Annotated in this window: 12 protein-coding genes; 3 read left to right on the forward strand and 9 right to left on the reverse strand. The window is 65.7% G+C overall.

Annotation, left to right across the window (positions count from 1 at the left end):
* The first annotated feature begins 5 nt into the window (after positions 1-5).
* Both G6P88_RS17430 and G6P88_RS17435 read left to right on the forward strand, forming a co-directional pair.
* Positions 6-1,385: a sodium-dependent transporter gene (locus G6P88_RS17430; protein ID WP_165324319.1), complete on the forward strand. Its 1,380-nt coding sequence runs from the start codon at positions 6-8 to the stop codon at positions 1,383-1,385.
* 27 nt (positions 1,386-1,412) lie between these two features.
* Complete coding sequence (locus G6P88_RS17435; protein ID WP_165324320.1) at positions 1,413-2,573, forward strand: aminotransferase class V-fold PLP-dependent enzyme; 1,161 nt, start codon at positions 1,413-1,415, stop codon at positions 2,571-2,573.
* Between the two features lie 52 nt (positions 2,574-2,625).
* Here G6P88_RS17435 and G6P88_RS17440 read toward each other — a convergent pair whose 3' ends face one another.
* Together G6P88_RS17440 and G6P88_RS17445 are read right to left on the reverse strand one after the other, a co-directional pair.
* Complete coding sequence (locus G6P88_RS17440; protein ID WP_165324321.1) at positions 2,626-3,690, reverse strand: cupin domain-containing protein; 1,065 nt, start codon at positions 3,688-3,690, stop codon at positions 2,626-2,628.
* Between the two features lie 49 nt (positions 3,691-3,739).
* Positions 3,740-6,100, reverse strand: a complete 2,361-nt coding sequence (locus G6P88_RS17445; RefSeq protein ID WP_165324322.1) for a TonB-dependent receptor — start codon at positions 6,098-6,100, stop codon at positions 3,740-3,742.
* A gap of 264 nt (positions 6,101-6,364) precedes the next feature.
* On the opposite strand from G6P88_RS17445, the gene G6P88_RS17450 reads away from it, so the two are divergent.
* Positions 6,365-8,632 carry an NADP-dependent malic enzyme gene (locus G6P88_RS17450; protein WP_165324323.1) on the forward strand — a complete coding sequence of 756 codons (2,268 nt, stop codon included), beginning with the start codon at positions 6,365-6,367 and terminating at the stop codon, positions 8,630-8,632.
* 18 nt (positions 8,633-8,650) lie between these two features.
* Here G6P88_RS17450 and G6P88_RS17455 read toward each other — a convergent pair whose 3' ends face one another.
* From G6P88_RS17455 to G6P88_RS17485, 7 genes are all read right to left on the reverse strand, one after another.
* Positions 8,651-9,595, reverse strand: a complete 945-nt coding sequence (locus G6P88_RS17455; protein ID WP_165324324.1) for a dihydrodipicolinate synthase family protein — start codon at positions 9,593-9,595, stop codon at positions 8,651-8,653.
* A 106-nt stretch (positions 9,596-9,701) separates the two neighbouring features.
* Positions 9,702-11,870 (reverse strand): M14 family metallopeptidase, encoded by a 2,169-nt coding sequence (locus G6P88_RS17460; RefSeq protein WP_165324325.1) that lies wholly within the window; start codon positions 11,868-11,870, stop codon positions 9,702-9,704.
* Positions 11,870-13,957, reverse strand: coding sequence for a TonB-dependent receptor (locus G6P88_RS17465; protein WP_165324326.1), 2,088 nt, complete (start codon positions 13,955-13,957; stop codon positions 11,870-11,872). The genes G6P88_RS17460 and G6P88_RS17465 overlap by 1 nt, the downstream gene beginning before the upstream one ends.
* A gap of 129 nt (positions 13,958-14,086) precedes the next feature.
* A complete protein-coding gene (locus tag G6P88_RS17470) occupies positions 14,087-15,403 on the reverse strand; it encodes a cytosine permease (RefSeq protein ID WP_165324327.1) in 1,317 nt (438 codons plus the stop codon).
* Positions 15,404-15,422: 19 nt separating this feature from the next.
* On the reverse strand, positions 15,423-16,364 hold the full coding sequence (locus G6P88_RS17475) for a LysR family transcriptional regulator (protein ID WP_165324328.1): 942 nt from the start codon (positions 16,362-16,364) through the stop codon (positions 15,423-15,425).
* 25 nt (positions 16,365-16,389) lie between these two features.
* Entirely contained in the window at positions 16,390-18,057 is a 1,668-nt protein-coding gene (locus G6P88_RS17480; RefSeq protein ID WP_165324329.1) for a hydantoinase B/oxoprolinase family protein, read from the reverse strand.
* Positions 18,054-20,093, reverse strand: a complete 2,040-nt coding sequence (locus G6P88_RS17485; RefSeq protein WP_165324330.1) for a hydantoinase/oxoprolinase family protein — start codon at positions 20,091-20,093, stop codon at positions 18,054-18,056. Before G6P88_RS17485 ends, G6P88_RS17480 begins: the two co-directional genes overlap by 4 nt.
* Between the last annotated feature and the right edge of the window lie 19 nt (positions 20,094-20,112).

Here is a 20,112-nt window from a genome sequence, read left to right on the forward strand (position 1 = left end):
GGGGCATGGCAGAGGCAGAAGGCGATCGCGCAGGCGGAGAGGTGTGGACCTCCAAACTGGCCTTCGTGCTCGCCGCCGCAGCTGCCGCGATCGGCCTCGGCAGTCTCTGGCGGTTCCCCTATGTCGCCGGGGCAAATGGCGGTGGCGCCTTCGTGATCCTCTATATCGTCTTCGTATTGCTGATCTGTGTCCCCCTGATGATTGCCGAGATGGCGATGGGGCGGCGGGGCCATGGCAGCGTGATCGGTACGATGGAAAGGCTCGTGAAGGCCGAAGGCGCCTCGCCGGTCTGGCGCGTGATCGGCTGGCTGAGCCTTGCCATCCCCTTTTTCGGACTGAGCTATTATAGCGTCGTCGCCGGCTGGGGCGTGGATTATGCCCGGCTCGCGATCGTGCAGGGTTTTGGCGGGCTCGACGCGGCGGGATCGCGCGGTGTGTTCGAAGCGGCGATCGGTTCGCCGGGGCGACAGGCCTTCCTCCAATTCGCCTTCATCGCGGCGGTCGCCGTCGTGGTGGCGCTTGGCGTCAGGCGCGGCATCGAGGTCGTGTCCAAGGTGAAGATGGTCGCGCTCTTCGTCGTCCTGATCGGCCTCGTGACGTATAACGCGCTTACGATCGGGCTGACGCCTGCCCTGCATTTCCTCTTCTATCCCGATTTCTCGGCGATGACCGGAACCGGCGTGCTGACCGCCCTGGGCCAGGCGCTGTTCTCGACCGCGATCGGCGTCGGCGTGTTGATGACCTATGCCGCCTATCTGCCGCGCGGCGTCTCGCTGCCGCAGTCGGCGATTATCGTTTCGGGCTCGGTGATCTTCATCGCAATGATGGCGGGGCTGGCAATTTTTCCTGCAGTGCTGTTCTACGGACTGGCGCCGACCGAGGGCCCCAATCTCATCTTCGTGACGCTTCCCGTTGCCTTCGGCGGCATGCCGGGCGGCCGTCTCGTTAGCATCGCTTTCTTCTGCCTGATCGCCCTCGGCGCGTTCACGACCGCCGTCGGCATGCTCGAGCCGGTCGTCGCGTGGCTGATGGAAAAGACCGGCTGGAAGCGGGCGCCCGTGTCGCTCGGCACGGCGCTTGCGATATACGCCGTGGGCCTGCCGTCGCTGTTGTCGTTCAACCTGCTCAAGGATGTCCATCCACTCGATTTCCTGCCGCCCTTCGCCGGCAAGACCTTCTTCGAGATACTCGACTTCGGCATCGCCGATCTGCTGCTGCCGCTCAATGCCCTGCTGATCGCGCTCTTCGCCGGCTGGGCGATCCGCCGGACGATGACTCCGGAGGTGACCGATCTCAAATCGGGCGGTTTCCGGCTGTGGCACATGCTGCTGGCCTTCGTCTCGCCTGCTGCGATCATCGGTCTGATGATCCATATTCTCGCCTGATCTCATCGTTTCTTCGGAGTTGCCCTCGTGTCTCTTCTCCCCGACCTGAAAGCCGTCCGGGCGCAGTTCGCCTCTCTGCCCGAACTCGCTTATTTCAGCAGCGGATCCTACGGCCTGCTCGCCGACAGCGTGCGCGAGGCCTTCAACCGCTATCTCGACGACCGGGTGGCGAAGGGTGCCGACTGGGGCGGCTGGGTCGACCGGCTCGAACTGGTCCGCGCGCAGATGGCGCGCGTCTTCGCGGTCGATGCCGACGAGATCGCGATTACCGGGTCGGCTTCGGCCGGGATCAACGCCATCGCCAGCGCATTCGATTTCTCGGGCGGGCGTAACCGGATCGTCCTGTCGAACTTCGAATTCCCGACGGGCGCGCAGATCTGGCACGCGCAGGAGCAGGCCGGCGCCGAGGTGGTGCATGTACCCGAAACCGGTCAGGGAATCGTCGATATCGAGGGTTTCCGCGCCGCCATCGACGAAAGCACAGCGATCGTCGCTCTTTCGCACGTCTGCTACCGTCATGGTGGGCGTCTTCCCGACGAGGATATCCGGGAAATCTGTCGCATCGCCCATGCCGTCGGCGCGATCGTGCTGCTCGACTGTTATCAGTCGGTCGGGTCGCAGCCGATCGACGTGCGCGCATTGGGCGTCGATCTGGCGGTCGGGGGCATGCTCAAATATCTGCTGGGAACCGCCGGCATCGGCTTTCTCTACGTCCGTCGCGAATTGATCGAGACGCTCTCGCCGCGCAACAGCGGCTGGTTCGCTCAGGTCGACCCGGGGGCGATGGATATCTTCGCCAACCGGCCCAGCCCGACGGCGCGTCGCTTCGAGGGGGGGACGCCGCCGGTACCGAGCCTTTATGGCACGCAGGCCGGACTGGATATCGTCCTCGACATCGGGCTCGATGCGATAGGCGAACATGTGCGTACGATCACGCGCCACGCGATGAACCGTCTGGCGGCCGAGCAGATCGCAGTCTTCACGCCTGCGGACGATGATCGACGCGGCCCGTTGCTGGCCATCCCGTCGCGTGACGATGGGGCGCTGGTCGCCGCGCTGGCCGAGGACAAGGTGATCACCTCGTCGCGCGACGGCAAGATCCGCGCGGGCTTCCACTTCTACAATGACGAGGAAGACGTCGAGCGGCTGGTGTCCGCGCTGTCGAAGCGGCGCGCGCTGCTCGGCTGACGGCGGCGCTGCCGGCGCCTGGAGGGGGATCGCCGATCCCCCTTTCGCGATTTCAGTAGTTCACACCCGGATTGTCGCCCGGATGGATGATCCCGACGACGTCCATGCCCTCGGGCGCGGTGCATTCCAGCGAATGGAGATGTTTGCGCGGAAAGAAGATCACGTCGCCGGCCTTTACGCGCGCGGCACGGGTCTCGTTCCAGATGATGCCGTGGCCCGACATGATGATCAGCGCCTCCTCATAGAGGTGGCGGTGCATTTCGGCGCGCGAGGGCGGAATATGCCCGATGAACTGCGCGGCCGTCGTCGAGCCGATGCGCTTGTCGACCAGCATCTGGAACCAGCGCGGGCCCATCGCTGTCCGGTTGGCTTCGTCGATCGCGACGATCCGGTCGGGCCATGCATCGTCGAAATGGGCCGGAAGGTCTGAGGGCGTGTCGAGCTCTTCGACCGCAGGGCAGGCGGAGATATAGCCGATGACCTGCGTCTCCGCTGTCAGTCGGAAAGCCTCCCCACTGCGGACATATATGCCGCAGGGCGATTGAAGGGCGAAGGAGCGGTTGCCGATCTCGACCGTGCCCTGGCCTGTCGTGAACCACAGGATGGCGTCGGTCCCGGCCGCCTGAAGTGCCGGTGAGGTTCCGTCGCGCAGCGACAGGTGAAATTGCGACTGATGCTCGGCGCCGGTCGATGGGGCGACCAGCTTGCGCAGGCGGTAGCGTTCTTCTCCGGCATCGCCGGGCGAGATGACGAAGCAGCGTCCGTCGACCTTGGCGATGCCGTCGGCGTCCGGCGCGACGATGTCGGGGCGTGGGACGTCCGCATCCTCACCGGCATCCTTATAGCCGCCGGGGAGGTTGCTGTGCGCACCGTCGCAAAAGGGTGGCGTGGCCGTATGCTTGCAGCCGCAGAACAACACTTCCTCGCCATCCCGCTGCGCGGTGTATCGCACGGGCTCCAGCCCGGTGCCTTCGTGCGAGCGCCCATCGCAATAGGGCTGTCGCTTCGACCGGCCGCAGGAACACCAGAGATAGGTCCGGCCGGCTGTGAGTTCCTTGTAATAGGGCTTCCGGCTCGCGATCAGCGGGCAGGTCGTTGCGCAATCATGCTCGGTCATGTCGTGTCTCGAAGGGGGAGAGGAGGAGCCTCCCCTCCCCGTGGTTCTATCAGAAGGCCTTCGATATCTCGAAGCCGATCGTGCGCGGGCGATTGGTGATCTTCGTGGTGGGCACGAAGGCCGCCGCCGCCAGGAACACGTCGCCCTGCACATCGAAGACGTTGTTCAGGAACAGCGCGAAGCCGAGCCCATCGTCGCGATTGTCGGCGCCGACGCGCAGGTTGACGATGCTGAACGCATCCTGCTGGCGATAGGTGCTCGCCGTCGGACGAAGCTCGGTGCCCGACTTGCCCTTGTAGCTATATTCGCCGCGCAGCCAGCCATTCCAGCCGTCGACCGGCAGGTCCATGTTGTACTGGCCCGAGAAGGTCGCGGTGAGCGCCGGGATGCGCGGGATCTTGTCGCCCTTGCGGCCGGCCGCCGCGATGCTGTCGCTGATCTGGTCCTCGGTCAGCTCGCGCTTGGGCAGCCAGTTGAAGCCGGCCAGCAGTTCGAGCCCGTCCATGGGTCGTGTCTGCACCTCGACCTCGAGACCCTGGATACGCGCGGCGCCCGCATTGCCGATGAAGGCGAAGGAGTTGGTCGGATCGCGCCCGGAGACCTGGATGTTGTTCCAGTCGATCTGATAGACCGCCGCGTTGAACACGAGACGGCGGTTGAACCAGGTCGACTTGAAGCCGAGCTCGTAATTCCACAGCGAGTCGGACTCATAGCCATCGGGGATGACCACCGCTGCCGACTGGTTGGTGCCGCCGAGCCGGAAGCCCTTCGAGGCCAGTGCATAGACCGACACGTCCTCGGCAGGCTTGAACGAGATCTGCGCCTTGGGGATATACTGATCCTCGGTGAAGCGCCGATTATAGGGCGCGGGCAGGGTGCTGCCGAAGGTCGGGAACTGGAAGAGCGTCGAGCCGAAGTCGGTCTGCTTGGCTTCGAACCAGCGAAGCCCGCCCATCAGCTCAAGGCTTTCGGTGATGTCGAAGGTCGCCTCGCCGAACACCGCCTTTTCCTTGATGCCGCGCGTGTTCACGCGGGCAAAGGCGCAGGGGTTGCAGCCGGCGATGCCGGCACCGACCGCAGTCGAGAAGCCCGTCGGGGGCGTGCTCGCGACGATGATGTCGCCATTGGCGTCGACCAGCGGCGAGAAACTGCGGAAGTTCGACTGGCGGTCGCGATAGAAGACGCCGGCGACCCACTGGAACGGGCCGTCGCCGGTCGAGTTCAGGCGGGCCTCGAAAGTCTTCTGGTTGAGATCCTGCGTCTGGTCGGTCAGCTGCGGGATCAGGTCGGGGCGCGTGCAGGGGCGGCCATTGGGGCAGGTCTCGCCGGCCGGACCGACGCCCAGCGACCAGACGAAATTGTCGCGGTAGAATTGCAGCTTGCGCTTGTAGATCGAGCCGGTGACGGTCAGCGAGGCGAAGCCGAGATCGCCGGTGCCGCTGAGCGAGTAGATCTGCTGGCGGTCGGGGCGCGGCGACTTGACGTAGCTGCCCGAATTATACTGGCCGGTCTGGAAATAGGCGAAGCGCGGGACAAGGTCGTTCCAGCCGGGATCGCTGCTGTTGCCGCGCTCCCGGAAGCTGTCGAACGGGCTATATTCGCTGGCGCCCTTGGTGTTGCGCCGCTGGTACCAGGCCATGGCATCGATCTCGATGCCGGGCGCCGGTTCCCAGCGCAGGATGCCGCGAACGCCCGAGGTCGCATCGGAATTGATGTTCTTGAGCCCGAGCCGGACATTGTCGACATAGCCGGGCGTGCGATCATAATAGCCGACCACCCGGATGCCGAGCGTGTTCTCGACGATCGGCATGTTGACCATGCCGTAGATGTTGGCGCCCTCGTCTCCGCCCGACACCATGTTCGCGCCCGCGCGGACGGAGCCTTCGACGGCGTTCAGCTTCGGCTTGTTGGTGATGAAGCGGACCGCACCGGTCTGCGAATTGGCGCCGAAGGTCGTGCTCTGCGGCCCCTTCAGCACCTCGATCCGCGACATGTCATAGACCTGCAGGTCGCCGATCTGCGAGCCGCTGTCGCCGCTCGAGCTCTGGATACCGGGGACGGGCACTTCGTCATAATAGACCGCGACCTGCTCCTGGCCGGCCGACTGGATGCCGCGCAGCGTGTAGCGCTTCAGACCGGGGCCCTGGTCGGTGAAGGTCAGGCCCGGAACGGTATAGGCGAAGCTTTCGAAATTGGTGACGCCGCGGCGTTCGAGCTCGGCCGATCCGATCGCGGTGATCGAGGCGGGAATGTCCTGCAGCCGTTCCTCGCCGCGCTTGCGGGCCGTCACGACGATGTCGGAACTGAGCGTGTCCGCTGCCGCCGCGCTCTGCGCCGAGGCCGGTGCGGCAGTGGTCGCGATCGCGATCAGCGACGCGGTCGATACAAAAATCCTGATCTTCCCGTTCATTCCAACCCCCTTCGTTGCAGGATAGTCGAGCCGTGCTCCCATCAAACTCATATTCGTTTTCATATATGTATGTTTGATTTAAGCTTGAAGCAAGAGGAATGCGGCGGCCGATTGCGGTGGCCGTTCGGCGCCATCGGACAAAGAAAAGTGGGGAAAATGCGCCGTTCGCGGTGCAGCGCGGGCCTCGCCGGTTGAAGAAAATGGCGCCGCTGCTACAGCCGCCACCATCCGCCAGCCCCCACACAGACTTGGAGTCGCCCCGCCGTGGAAGAGACGCTTCGCCGCGCAGCCCTCGACTATCACCGCTACCCGCAGCCCGGGAAGATGCGGATCGAGCCGACGAAGCGGATGGTCAACCAGAGGGACCTCGCGCTCGCTTATTCGCCGGGCGTCGCCGCGCCCTGCGAGGAAATCGCGGCCGATCCCGACAAGGCGCTCGATTATACCGCGCGCGGCAATCTGGTCGCCGTCATCTCCAACGGCACCGCCGTGCTGGGCCTGGGGGCGATCGGCGCGCTCGCTTCGAAGCCAGTGATGGAAGGCAAGGCGGTCCTCTTCAAGAAATTTGCCGACATCGATGTGTTCGACATCGAGGTCGACACCACCGATCCCGAGCGGTTCGTCGAGGCGGTGGCACTGCTCGAGCCGACCTTCGGCGGTATCAACCTCGAAGACATTCGCGCGCCCGAATGTTTCGAGATCGAAGCCGCGCTCAAGAAGCGGATGAACATTCCGGTCTTTCACGACGACCAGCATGGCACCGCGATCGTCGTCGCTGCGGCCGTCCGCAATGCGCTCGTCCTTCAGAATATCAGCCTGGCCGAAGCCAAGCTGGTGACGTCGGGAGCCGGGGCCGCGGCACTGGCCTGCGTCGACCTGCTGGTGTCGATGGGCCTGCCGGTCGAGAATGTCACGCTGACCGACAAGGACGGCGTCGTCCATGCGGGCCGCGAGGGCATGGGACCGAATATGGCGCGCTATGCGCGCCGGACGGATGCGCGGACGCTGCCAGAAGTGCTGCCTGGTGCGAACGTCTTCCTCGGCCTGTCGGCGCCGGGCGTCTTGAAGCCCGAATGGCTTCCGCTCCTGTCCGAACGCCCGCTAATCTTCGCACTGGCGAATCCGGAGCCGGAGATCCTGCCCGAAATCGCGCGCGCGGCGCGCCCCGACGCCATCGTCGCCACGGGGCGGTCGGACTATCCGAACCAGGTCAACAACGTCCTGTGTTTCCCCTATATCTTCCGAGGCGCGCTCGACGTCGGAGCGACGACGATCAACGAGGAGATGAAGGTCGCGGCCGCGGAAGCGATTGCGGCGCTCGCCCGGTTGCCGGCGCATGAAAGCGTGGCGCAAGCCTATGGCGGCAGCAAGCTGAGCTTCGGGTCGGACTATATCATCCCGACGCCGTTCGATCCGCGCCTGATCGGTGAGATCGCACCCGCCGTCGCCCAGGCGGCGATCGCGTCGGGCGTGGCGCGCCGCCCAATCGACATCGAGACCTATCGTCGCTCGCTCCAGCAGCAGAGCGCACGGTCGGGCCAGATGATGATGCCCGTCTTCGAGGCAGCGCGCGGCACCCGAGCGCGCATGGCCTATGGCGAGGGCGAGGACGAGCGCGTCCTGCGCGCGGTCCAGGATGCGCTGGACGAGGGACTTGTTCAGCCGGTCATCGTCGCCAGGCGCCGTATTCTTGCCGAGAAGCTGCCGCAGCTCGGTCTGCGCTTCGAGCTCGATCGGGATGTCGAGGTCGTGGATCCGGAGACCGATCACGACCGGTTGGGCGCGCTGGTCGAGGCCTATCGGGCGCTCGCGGCCCGGCGGGGCGTGCCGTCCGCGGAAATCGTCCGCCACGTCCACCGCCGCCCCACCGTTACCGCTTCCATGTTGTTGCGTACCGGACAGGTCGACGCCGCGCTCGTCGGCGGCAATTCCGAATATTGGGGGCAGGTCGAGCATGTGCTGCGGACGATCGATCGCTCGCCAGATGCCCAGCGCGTCTATGCGCTGTCGGGTCTGATCCTCGACGCCGGCGTTCTGTTCCTGACCGACACGCACATGGTGCCGGATCCGACGCCCGCGCAGGTCGCCGAGATGACGATCCTGGCGGAGCGCGCAGTGCGGCGCTTCGGCATCGAGCCCAAGGTGGCGATGCTGTCGCACTCCAATTTCGGTGCGTCGCACAGCCCCAGTGCGCGCAAGATGCGTGAGGCGTTCAAGCTGGTCAAAGCGATGGCGCCCGACATGGCGGTCGATGGCGAGATGCATGCCGATGCGGCGCTCTCGCAGCCGCTGCGCGAACGCCTGATTCCGGATTCACGCTTCGAGGGATCGGCCAATCTGCTCGTCATGCCGAACCTCGATGCCGCCAACATCACGCTGACGGCGCTCGCCGCGTCATCGCGCTCGCCCACGGTGGGCCCGATGCTGATGGGGCTCGCCCAGCCGATCCACGTCCTGACCCCAGGCGTAACCTCGCGGGGCATCTTGAACCTCACCGCCATCGCCGCTGCCGAGGTCGTGCAGCGGCGATAGGCGCAGGCGCTTCGCGGGTCAGGCAACCCGTTCGAGCGGACGGGACAGCTTGCCCGCCTGGCGCAGCGTTTCCGCAATGGCGGCGAGCCCGTCGGCATCGACGTCGCGCAGCGGCAGGCGGACGCCGCCGAGCGGCTGGCCGAGCAGCCGGAAACCCGCCTTCAGCGCCGCCGGCCCGGAACCGAAGCGGCCCACCAGATCGGGCGTGTACCACTGGTCGAGGATCAGCCGGTCCTTGGCGCCACAGGCGCGCGCGGCATCGAGATCGCCACGCCACAGATGGTTGTAGAAGTCGGGCTGGTCGCGTCCGAGGATGCCGCCGGCCCCCATCGTCCCGTCGCCGTCATGCGCGTGGAGCAACGTCAGGCCATGTTCATCCATCGAGAAGCCGAACACGCGCACCGTATCGCGTAGCGCGAAGAAGGTCTTCACGAACTGATCGAGGCGCCCGGTCGACTGCTTGATCGCGACGACACCGTCGAGCGCGGCGAGGCGCCCGAGCAGGTCGGGCGTCATGTCGATGCCCGTTCCGGGCGGCCAGTTATAGACGCAGATGGGCAGGACGTTGGCGTCCGACACCATCCGGTAGAAATCGACGATCTCGCTGTCGGATGGGCGGATATAGGGGGGTGGGGTCAGCAGGATGCCGTCGAAACCGCAGGCCTTGGCGTGGCGGGCCAGGTCGATGCTCTCGCCGGGCGTATAGCTGGTGCAACCCGCGATCAGCGGCAGGCGGCCCTTCATCTGGTCGCCGACGAGCCGGAACAGGTCGCGGCGCTCGGCAGGAGACAGGCTGGTCCATTCGCCCGTGGTGCCGCCGATAACGAGGCCGTGCATGCCTTCTGCCGCGAGCCACTCGAGATGGGAGCCGAGCCGTGCGGGGTCGAGGGCCCCGTCGTCTGCGAAGGGCGTCAGCATCGCCGGAATATAGCCGCGCCAGTCAACTCTCGAACGCTTGTCCATGGTCGTCCTTGTCTCTGCCCCCTGCCGTTCCGAAATGCGCCGGTCGATCCCCGGCTTCAATCGCGCGGCGCGATAACATCGTTGCGTCTTGCGGAAGGCTTGGCCGTCAGTCGGTAAGGACGACGCTCACGAAATCGATACGCCGGATCAGTTCCCCGCGCAGCTCTGCCCAGCCGCTGATCAGTTCCGTCTCCGCCTTGCCCCGGACCACGGCATGGGCCCGATGGCGCGTGTAGAGCCGGCTGCCGTCGGCCGAGGCGAAGCTGTCGATGAAGGGCAGTTCGATCCTGACGCTGTCGGTCAGCCGCCGCACGTCGCGGAATCGCGATGCCAGCCCCGCCAGCCCCTGCGCCCGCATCTCGCCGTTGACGATCAGTTCGGCGTCGCCCGTGAAGTAGCGCGCGAACGCAGCTTCGGTGAAGGCATCCGGCAGGCGATAGGCTTCGTTCCACCAGGCAAACATGCGGGTCAGCGGATCATCGTTCTCCGCCGCATCGACAAAGCCGCTGTCCCGTCGCTCGATCCCGACCGGATAGAGCAGATGTCGAGCGTCCGCATAAGGAGAGCGCTCGTAGAACCAGCGCAGCCGTGCCGTCGGATCGCCGGCAAAGCGCGGGTCTGCGGCTACCCGGCGCTCGAACTGCGCCTTGAGCTCCGGAGATCTGGCCAGCATCGCCTCGCCCATCGGCGCGACGACATAGGCTTCCAAATAGTCGGTCGCATCGATCATCCCGGCGATATGGCCCATGGCGAACACCGAATCCGGCGAGCTGGGCTCGAGCAGCAGCATGGCGAGCGTACCGAGCGGCTGGTCGAGCGGAATGCGTACCGATCCGGGCGCGAACGTCTCCTGGTGCGTCTCGCGGCTGATCGGACCGGCGACCAGACGAGGGCGGCGCTCGCTCATGCGGTCCACGGTGCATTGTTCGAAGCGCAGCATTTCGACCTCCACCCGATGCGGGGTCGTAAGGCGTGACATGCGGATCCCATGGCGCGTCAGGCAGTCGATCGCGGCGCGCTCCCCGGCGGGAATCCAGTAGGCAAGCGGCCGCGCCTCGGTGCTGGACGGCCGGGAACCGAACAGCGGGACTTTGGCCGGCGGCAGCGCCCGACCGAGCCAGCGTACCTCGCGGGCCTCCGTAACCGGCGACAGATAATGCTCGCTTGCGATCGGGTGGAATTCGATGCTGCGCACCGGATCCTTGCGCGGCACCCAATTGGTGGTCACGCAGCGTGGGCGTCGTGCGCGATCCTCGTCACGCGCGCGCCGGAGATCGTGGGCGGCACCCGCCAGCAATGCCAGGCTCTGCGCGATCAGGACATAGGTGCCCAGCACCCGTTGCCGAACCGGCTTCAGCGAATGATTTTCGACGAGAACCGTCGGGATATGCCGTGCATCGCCATAGCCATGCGAAAAGCGCGGCGGAAAGGCTGGCAGCGTCAACCCCAGCGACGGATCCCGATCGTCGACCGCCAGGACCAGAGGCCCGCCATGGTGACCCGCATCGGCCAGAGCCGCATTGACGGCGGGCCTGAATGCCGTTTCGAGCCAGACATTGGTTGCCGGCGACAGGCTGTAGGGCGCGTCCTGGAAGCCGAAGGTGATGTCATAGTGATAGTCGAGGCCGTCGGTGACGTGCAGGTCGATGTAGAGGTCGGGATCGATCCGTCCGAGCAGGCCGAGCAAGGCCTGCATCTCGGGTGAATCGGCCTTCACATAGTCGCGGTTGAGATTGAGGTTCTGGGCGTTGGTGCGCCAGCCCTGGTTCGATGGACCCCGCTGGTTCGGGCGGTTGAACGCTGAGGTGCGTTCGTGGCCGTCGGGGTTGAGGATCGGGATGAACAGCCAATCCGCGCCGTCGAGCAATGCGGTCCGATCGCCCAGCGCGATGTCGCGCAGAAGCATGAGCCCCGCGTCCTTGCCGTCGATCTCGCCCGGATGGATACCGCACTGGACGAGCAGGCGCGGGCGGTGCCCGCCGCCCGGCGTCAGCGCGCGATCCGGATCGCGGCTGGCGATCACCAGCAGCAGATCGCGCCCTTCTACCGAGCGGCCGAGGCTCTCCAGCCGGACCAGCGGGCTCGCCTGGGCGAGACGGTCCAGCCAGTGGAGCGTCTCGGCATATCCAGGGGTGGTGTCGAACCCGCTTGCCTCGGCCGGAGTTATCCAGGGATCGCCCGCCGGTCGCACGAGGCCCTCGCTGGCCCCGGTCCACGGAAGGACGGGGGGCAGGGGCGCGCGCGCATCCTCCGGCCAGGCGATCCCGTTCGACATCAGAACTTGACCGTGGCCTCGACCCCGATCCGCCGCGGCTGGTTGGTGCTGCGAAGCGACCGGCCCGCGCCGAGGGCGTTGGCGCCGACGGCCGCCGGCGTACGCTCGTTGGTCAGGTTCCGGGCATAGGCGGCGAGGCTGTAATTGCCGATCTCGACCCCGAGTCGCGCATTGATGAAGGTCTTGGGGGTCGAGCGGACCTGGTTCTCGATATCCCAATAGACGTCGCCGCGATGCTCGACATCGACGCGCGCGATCAGGTTGGTGCGATCGCCGATCGGCTGGTTCAGTTCGGCCGAGCCACCGAGGGTCAGGCCGTAGACCTGTGGGGTGCGGTTGCCCCGGTACAGCGCGGTACCGTCGAAGTTGCGGATCGAGGTGTCGTTGTAGCCGAGCGATCCGCGCAGCGTGAACACGTCGGTCGGGCGACCGACCAGTTCGAGTTCCACGCCATTCACGCGGGTCTTGGGGATGTTGACGATGACCCGGAAAATCCCCTGGTTCGTGGCCCGCGAGAAGAAGAATTGCTGGTTTTCGAACGAGGTGTGGAACACCGCGCCATTGGCCACGAGCCGCCCGCCCAGGAAGCTGGCCTTGACGCCCGCTTCGTAATTTTCCGACACTTCGTTGTCGTAAATTCGCAGCGCGAGCGGCGAATTCGGATTGAAGCCGCCGGTACGGAAGCCGGTCGCATAGGTCAGATAACCGAGTATGTCGGGCGTGAATTTGTAGCTGAGGTTGACCTTCGGCTGCCAGCGCTTGAACGTCTTGCGATCGATGGTGGGATTGGCGACCAGCGGATTGCGCGCCGTCTGCTTGTCGCTGTCATAGCGCAGGCCGAGCGTGAGTTGCAGCGCATCGGTGACGTCATAGGATGCCTGGCCGAAGCCCGCCCAGGACTTCGACGAATATTGGTTGGGGTTGGTCGAGAAGAAGTCGAAGCCGCCGGCCGGCAGGATCGACCCGAACTGTGTGATGTCGGTGACCTTATAGTCCTGGTAGAAGAAGCCGACGACATATTGCAGCGGGCCGGCGCCGTTGCTCGCGAGGCGAAGCTCCTCGCTGTAAGAGCGGCTGTTGGTGACCCAGGTCTGGGCGAAACTCGGCGTCGGGCTGAAATCGCCATCCGCGAACAGCGACTGCTCGGCCTTGTTGTAGGCGGTGATAGAGGTCGCCGTCACCGGGCCGAGGTCGACGTCGATCTTGCCGGACAGCGAATAGAGATCGCGCTTGTCGATGCCGTCGATGTCGGTGGCAGGCTTGGCCGAGAAATCCTCGAAATTGCTGTTGTCGACCGCGACCAGCCACAGGGCGCCGTCGCGCCCGTGGGTGTAGCTGCCGTTCACGTCGATCGTGACGTCTTCCGACGGCAGGAACAGCAGCCGGCCGCGCAAGGTGGTGTCCTTGCGCTGGTCGACCGAATTGCCGGTGGTGGTGTTGGTGATCAGGCCGTCATCGTCGACGTGGAATACCGAGGCGCGCGCGAACAGCTTGTCCTTGACGATGGGGCCGGAAAGGGTGGCCGTCGTCGTCCAGCCCGGGCCTTCGAAATAGCCGCCTGATACGCTGCCCTCGAACTCGTTGGTCGGACGCTTGGTGACGATGTTGATCGCGCCTGCGATGGCGCCGCCGCCGTACAGCGTACCCTGCGGACCGCGAACCACCTCGACGCGATCGATGTCGATCAGGTTCTGGGCCAGATATTCCATGCCTGGCTGCTGCACGCCGTCGACGATTGTCGCGAAAGGCGCCTTGCCGCCCTGAACCGTGGTGAAACCGCGGATCGACACCGTCTGGATGCCGGGGCGAAGCTGATCGATGATCACCAGATTGGGGGTGAGCTTGCCGATGTCCTGAAGGTTCTGGATCCCGGCCCGTTCGATCGTCGTGCTGGTCACGACCGTGATCGCGTCGGGGACGGACTGCAGCGCTTCGGTCCGCTTGCGGGCCGTCACGAGGATTTCGCCGGGAAGCGCGTCGCCCGCATTCGTGTCGGCAGGCTTGGCCTGCGCATGGGCCGGAGCGAAGGTGACCAACATGGTCGTGGCAAGCAAGCTGGCACTCAAAGCGGTCGTCAACGTCTTCATGGTCCCACCCCTTTTTGGCGATATTTAGCAGGTGCAACATGACCCAGGCACGGGAAGCATCAATTTCCGATTGTGACGGCTTCGTTGCTCTGCAAGCAAAGATGGGCGGACCGAAGCCGCAGCCTGCTTTCAGGCGGCGGCCGTCCTTCGCGCCAGCGAGCGATGGCCGAAAGTCGCAAGAGCGTAGAAGCCGGTCGCGGCGCCGAGCGCGTCGAGCGTCGAAACTCCGGTGAGAGCGAACAGGCCGAGCCCGCCGCCGGACGCCGGCAGGGTCGACCAGCCGATCAATGAGGCGAGCGCCCAGATGGCAAAGGGGAGCGGGCGGACGGCGCGCGTCTCGGGCTCCGCCGAAGGCGCATAGCGGTCGGGTCGCAGCACGAAGTCGACGGTGTAGAGCCCGGCGACGGGCGCGATCACGATGCCGAGCATCACGAGAAAGGCGATGAAATGCCCAAAGATGCCCATCGCGGCAAAGGCGATGCCGACGGTCGCCGCGCCGGTCGCGAGAATCCACCGTGGGATGCCGGGCACGAGCGCCGAAAGGGACAGGGCGGACTCATAGAGATTCTTGTCGTTGCTCGACCAGGTGGCGAGGATGAGGATCGCCAGCGCCGGTGCCGCGAGCCCCGCCCGGGTCATGATCCCGATCAGGTCGCCGGTGCCGTAGATGACCGCCAGCGACGCCGACAGCAGGATGAGGAAGGGCAGGACGATGCCCAGCGCCACCACCGGTCCCAGCACCATGTCGCGGCGGGTGGCCAGGAAGCGCGAAACGTCGGGGGTGACCGCAATCCCGGTCATGTAGCCACCCGCGATGATCGAGATGATGGTCCCGGCATCATAAGCGGGAAGGGACGGCGGGGCGGCGAGGCGCTCTGCCACGTCGAAGCGTCCGAAGGCCAGCCAAAGCGGGACGGTGATCACCGCCAGCAGGAAGGGCACTGTGATGGTCGCCAGCTTGCCGAGCGCCTTGACGCCGATGATCCCGGTCGTGCTGACCAGCAGGCCGCTTGCGACGATCACCACCGTCAGCGGGACGGATATGCCGAACTGGCTTGCCAGCAGGCCGACGACGGCTCGTGCCAGCATCTCGATCTGGATGCCGAACCAGCCGAGCAGCGTCAGGATGAGGACCGCCGCCAGCAGCTTTGCGCCGGCCACGCCGAAGGTGGTGCGCGTGAAGACGGACGTGGGCAGCCGGGCGGTCATGCCGACATAGCCCGTCGCCATCGACATCAGAGCGACGATCGAGGACGCGACGAGGACGGGCAGGGGGAGGTCGAGGAAGCGGCTGTGGCTGCCCAGATCGCCGCCCAGCGCGAACATGGGCACGCAGATGGCCGTCCCGATCTGGATGGCGGCGAAGAAGGTCCAGGGCCGGAAGTCGCTGCTGCCAACGCGCTGCGTCGCATTGCCTTCGAGCAAGCCATCGCCCGCGTCGTTCATAGGTTTTCCCCTTGTTTCGTCAGTCGCCGCCCTCTTGCGCCATTGCTCCCGCGTCGAGGGCCGTCCACCGCTTCAGCGCGCCCTCGATCATGGTCAGCAGGGCGAGGACGGACTTCGGCAATTGACGACCGCTGCGCGTGACCAGGCTGACGGTCGTGCGGGTCAGGGTCTGGTTTTCGACCGGTATGGCGACCAAAATGCCGTCGCTGACTTCGGCGCTGATCGGCAGCGTGGGCAGCAGTGTCGCGAATTTGCCGGTGGCGACGCTGGCCTTCATCAAGCCGATCGAGTCCGTCACCATGGCCGGCGTCAGGAGCAGGCCGGCTTCGGCTTCCGCCTCGGAAAGAAGCTGCCGGATCCGGAAGCGGTCGTTGAGCAGGCAGAGCGAATGTTCGGCCATTTCGGACATCGCCACGCTCGATCGCATGGCGAGCTTGTGGCGGGTGGAAACCACGCAATAGAGCGGCTGCGGCAAGGTGATGCGCGCCGTCAGGCGATCGTGCGGCTTGCCGTCGAAGACGAGACCGATATGCGCTTCGTCATCGGCCACCCGCTCGGCGATGCTGTTGGTGCCGCCGACCTGGACCGACAGCGTCAATGTCGGAAAGCGGGCGTTGAACAGAGCCAGTGTTTCGGACAGCGCCTGGGTCACGAACCCTTCGCCCACCGCGAGGTCGATCCGGCCGGTGCGCGAATCCTTCAGGTCGCGCAACTGCTCGACGAACTGCGACTGATGAACCGCGGTGTTGCGGTAATAATCGATCGCCAGCTTGCCCGCCTCGGTGAGCTTTACCGAGCGTCGACCATGCTCGATCAGGGGGATGCCCAGTTCCGCTTCCACTTGCGAGATCTGCCGGCTGATCGACGATACGGCGACGCCCAGATGCTCGCTCGCGCTGCGCATCGAGCCGCGCTTGTACGTCTCGTACAGATATTGGAGCTTGTGGCTGGGGATCGCCATCCCTGTCTCCCTGCGATCCGTGCCGTCAGTCGTTCAGGTCGACGGCGTAGATGCGGGCGGCGGCTTCCGCGGTGACATAGCCGTCGCGGACATCCTCCCGAACCTTATCCGGCTCGCGTTCGGCGACCGGTCCATAGCCGGCGCCTCCGGCGCTCAGCACGCGGATACGGTCGCCGGTCTTCACCTTGGTGCGATAGGTGCCGACCCGTTTGGCTTTGTCGGTCTCGGGAAACAGCTCCACGCAATTGGCGTCCGGCCTTTCGCCGCCGAGCATGGCCCAAGGCTTCTCCTTGCTGCGCTTGGTGACCGACAGGAACTCGCCATCGGTGACGAAGCGGATGTCGCGCACCAGTCCGAGGCCACCGCGATGGCGTCCGGCGCCGCCGCTGTCGGGACGCAGCTCGCATCTTTCCATGAACATGCCGGTGCGCATTTCCAGCACTTCGATCGGCGTGTTGCGGACGAGGCTGCCCGAAATATGGTTGGTCGCGTTGATGCCGTCATGCTGGGCCGTGCCGCCCCAGCCGACGGGATCGTTGTTCGAAACCGCATAGATCTTGCCGGTCGTCGGTTCCTTGCCGATCATCATGAAGCCCATGATGTCGCCTCCGGAGCAGGCGGCTATCCGCTCGGGCATGCCCTGACCCAGCGCGCGATAGACCAGCTCCAGCGCCAGGTGCGACACCCATTGGGTGAAGGTCGCCACGGGATAGACGGCATGGAACAGATTGCCTTCCGGGGCGACGACCTTGAGCGGACGGAAGGTGCCGGCATTGTTGTGGCTGTTCGGCGTGGTGATCGATTTCAGCACGAATTTGCAGATCGTCTCGGTGAGCCCGATCGGCACGTTGATCGGCCCGAGCACGGCCGGCGAGGATTTCGAGAAGTCGCAGGTCAGGCCCTCGTCGTCGATGGTGACGCGGACATGCATGGGCACGGGATCGTCACTGATGCCGTCGTCGTCGATCAGGTCCTCGGCCTCCCAGCTGCCATGGGGCAGGGCTGCGAGGGCCTTGCGCGCGACCGCCTCGCCATGCGCCTTGATGCGGGCGACCGCTTCGGCGAAGGCATTGCCGCCGAACTTCGCATAGATGGCGTTGAGCCGCTTGATGCCGGTCTGGGTCGCGGCGATCTGCGCCTCGAGGTCGCCGATGACGATGTCGGGCATGCGCGAATTGAAGCGGATGAGTTCGAAGATCTCGCGCACGGGCTCGCCACCGCGATAGACCCGCGTGCCTGGGAAGATCATGCCTTCCTGGTGCATGTCGGTGGAATCGAGCACATAGCCCGGATCCTTCGCGCCGAGGTCGATCCAGTGGGCGCGGATGCAGGTGAAGGCGAAGGGCCGGTCGGCACCCGGCGCGAAGACGGGCGCGAACAATGTCGCATCCATCGCGTGGGCCGAGTTCCAATAGGGATAATTCATGACGAAGATGTCGCCGGGGGCGACATTGTCGCGGCCGACATAATCCATGCCCTTGACCAGCGCATGATCGTTCGCACCGAGGAAGAAGGCCAGGCCCGGGGCATCGGCGATCAGCTCGAGGTCCGCATCATAGAGCGAAATGCCGAAGTCCAGCACTTCGTAGATGACGGGGTTGAAGGCCGTGCGGATCAGCGTCCGCCGCATTTCCTCCGCCGCCGACACGAGGTGGCTGCGGATCACTTCCAGCGTGGCACCATCCAGACTCATTCTGCGCTCCGCGTGATGATGAGGTTGCCATGGGCGTCGACCGTGACGCGCTGATCCGAATGGACGACCGTCGTGCAGGTCCCTTCCTCGATGATCGCGGGCCCTGCAAAACCATGGCCGGGGGCGAGCCGGGCGCGATCATAGACGTCGAAGCTGCACAGGCCCCGCCGCGCGAAACAGAAGGCGTCGCGATGGCCGAGCAGCGCCGCCTCGACCGGGCCGGTCGCAGGTTCGGGCTGGGCGATTTCGGGCTTGGGCAGGCGGCTATAGGCACGCACGCGCAGCGTCACGATCTGCACGGGGTCCTTCGGTGCGTGACCGTAGCGGTCCTTGTGGGTCTGCGCGAAGATGGCGCGGACCGCCTCTGCGTCGATCGGGCCGTCGGCAAGCGGGATAGCCAGGACATGCTCCTGTCCGACATAGCGACATTCGAGCAGGCGGATCACCTCCTGCGACTTGAGCGGCGCGCCCTGTGCGACCAGCGCCGACCGGGCTTCCTCCACGAGGCCCTCGAACTGCGTTCCGACCAGATCCATCGCCTCGGCGTCGAGCAGGCGGATGTCGGTTTGCGCAGCATCGGTGACGAGGTCGGACATCAGCATGCCCCAGGCCGAGAAGACGGCCGGGGTCGCGGGAACGATCAATTCGAAATTCTCGACCTCGCGGGCGATCAGCGGTGCGATCATCGGCCCGGCACCACCGAAGGCGAGCATCGAGAAGTCGCGCGGATCCTTCCCCCGTTCGACCGTTATCTCGCGAATGGCACCGGCCGTCCGCGCGATCAGCACGTCGAACAGCCCGGCCGCCGCCGCCAGCACATCGGCACCCATGAGCGAGGCCACCTTGGCTTCCATTCCGGCGCGTGCGGCGTCGGCGTCGAGGCGCAGAGCGCCGCCCAGAAAGGCCTCGGGATCGAGAAAGCCCAGGATCAGGGCGGCATCGGTGGTGGTCGGCTCGACGCCGCCCCGGCCATAGGCGATCGGCCCGGGCGTGGCGCCCGCGCTGTGCGGGCCGACCTGAAGCAGTCCTTCGGACACCCAGGCGATCGAGCCGCCACCGGCGCCGATGCAGCGTATGTCGAAGATCGGGATCTGGGCCGGCAATTGTTCGAGGCGCGCCTCGTGCATCACCAATGGCTCGAAATCCTCGATCACCGAGGTGTCGAGGCTGGTGCCCCCATAATCCAGCGTCAGCAGGCGGGTCTTGCCCAGCATCCGCGCGAGATAGGAGGCGCCGATCACGCCTCCAGCGGGGCCGGACAGCACCGTGTAGATCGGTGCGGCTTTTGCAGCTTCGGCGGACATCGCGCCACCGGCCGAGCGCATGATCAAAAAGCGGCCGCCAAAGCCGGCATCGCGCAGAGCCGAGTCCAGCCGATCGACATAATTGCCGAAGATCGGATTGATATAGGCATCGACGACGGCCGTCGCGGTCCGCTCATATTCCCGATATTCGCGCGTTATCCCGCTCGATGTGGAGACAGCCAGGTGGGGGAAGTGCTTGCGGATGACGTCCGCCGCCCGCGCTTCGTGCGCCGGGTTGCGGTAGCTGTGGAGGAAAGACACGGCAACCGACCGCACCCCGTCCCCAGCGAGCGCGCCCGCTGCTTCCACCACGGCCGCCTCGTCCAGCGCCACGACCTCTTCGCCCTGCGCATTGAGGCGCCCGGGGACGCCGAGGCGATGCCGCCGGGGCACCAGGGGCGCCGGGCGCTGATAGGCATAGTCGTACATCGAGTGCGCGGGAACGTCGCCGCGTCCGATCTCGAAGATGTCGCGAAAGCCCTCGTTGGTGATGATGCCCGTCTCGACACCGCGCCGCTCGATCACGGCATTGAGGCCGAGCGTCGTGCCGTGAATGAACAGGTCGGTGTTTGAGAGATCGGCGCCCAGGCGGCGCAACGCTTCCATCACGCCGCGCGCCGGTTCGTCGGGGGTGGTGGAGGCCTTGGCGATCCTGATGCCGCCCGTCTCCATGTCGAAAAGAATGGAATCGACGAACGTTCCGCCAATATCCACGGCAATACGATAGCGCATCTTGCCCCGATGTCTTGTT

Origin of the sequence: Rhizorhabdus phycosphaerae (assembly GCF_011044255.1) — a bacterium.
GTDB classification, from domain to species: Bacteria; Pseudomonadota; Alphaproteobacteria; order Sphingomonadales; family Sphingomonadaceae; genus Rhizorhabdus; species Rhizorhabdus phycosphaerae.

Coding starts and splice junctions, on each gene's coding strand:
- G6P88_RS17430 (WP_165324319.1), top strand. CDS start 6: ATGGCAGAGGCAGAAGGCGATCGCGCAGGCGGAGAGGTGTGGACCTCC.
- G6P88_RS17440 (WP_165324321.1), bottom strand. CDS start 3,690: ATGACCGAGCATGATTGCGCAACGACCTGCCCGCTGATCGCGAGCCGG.
- G6P88_RS17445 (WP_165324322.1), bottom strand. CDS start 6,100: ATGAACGGGAAGATCAGGATTTTTGTATCGACCGCGTCGCTGATCGCG.
- G6P88_RS17455 (WP_165324324.1), bottom strand. CDS start 9,595: ATGGACAAGCGTTCGAGAGTTGACTGGCGCGGCTATATTCCGGCGATG.
- G6P88_RS17460 (WP_165324325.1), bottom strand. CDS start 11,870: ATGTCGAACGGGATCGCCTGGCCGGAGGATGCGCGCGCGCCCCTGCCC.
- G6P88_RS17465 (WP_165324326.1), bottom strand. CDS start 13,957: ATGAAGACGTTGACGACCGCTTTGAGTGCCAGCTTGCTTGCCACGACC.
- G6P88_RS17470 (WP_165324327.1), bottom strand. CDS start 15,403: ATGAACGACGCGGGCGATGGCTTGCTCGAAGGCAATGCGACGCAGCGC.
- G6P88_RS17475 (WP_165324328.1), bottom strand. CDS start 16,364: ATGGCGATCCCCAGCCACAAGCTCCAATATCTGTACGAGACGTACAAG.
- G6P88_RS17480 (WP_165324329.1), bottom strand. CDS start 18,057: ATGAGTCTGGATGGTGCCACGCTGGAAGTGATCCGCAGCCACCTCGTG.
- G6P88_RS17485 (WP_165324330.1), bottom strand. CDS start 20,093: ATGCGCTATCGTATTGCCGTGGATATTGGCGGAACGTTCGTCGATTCC.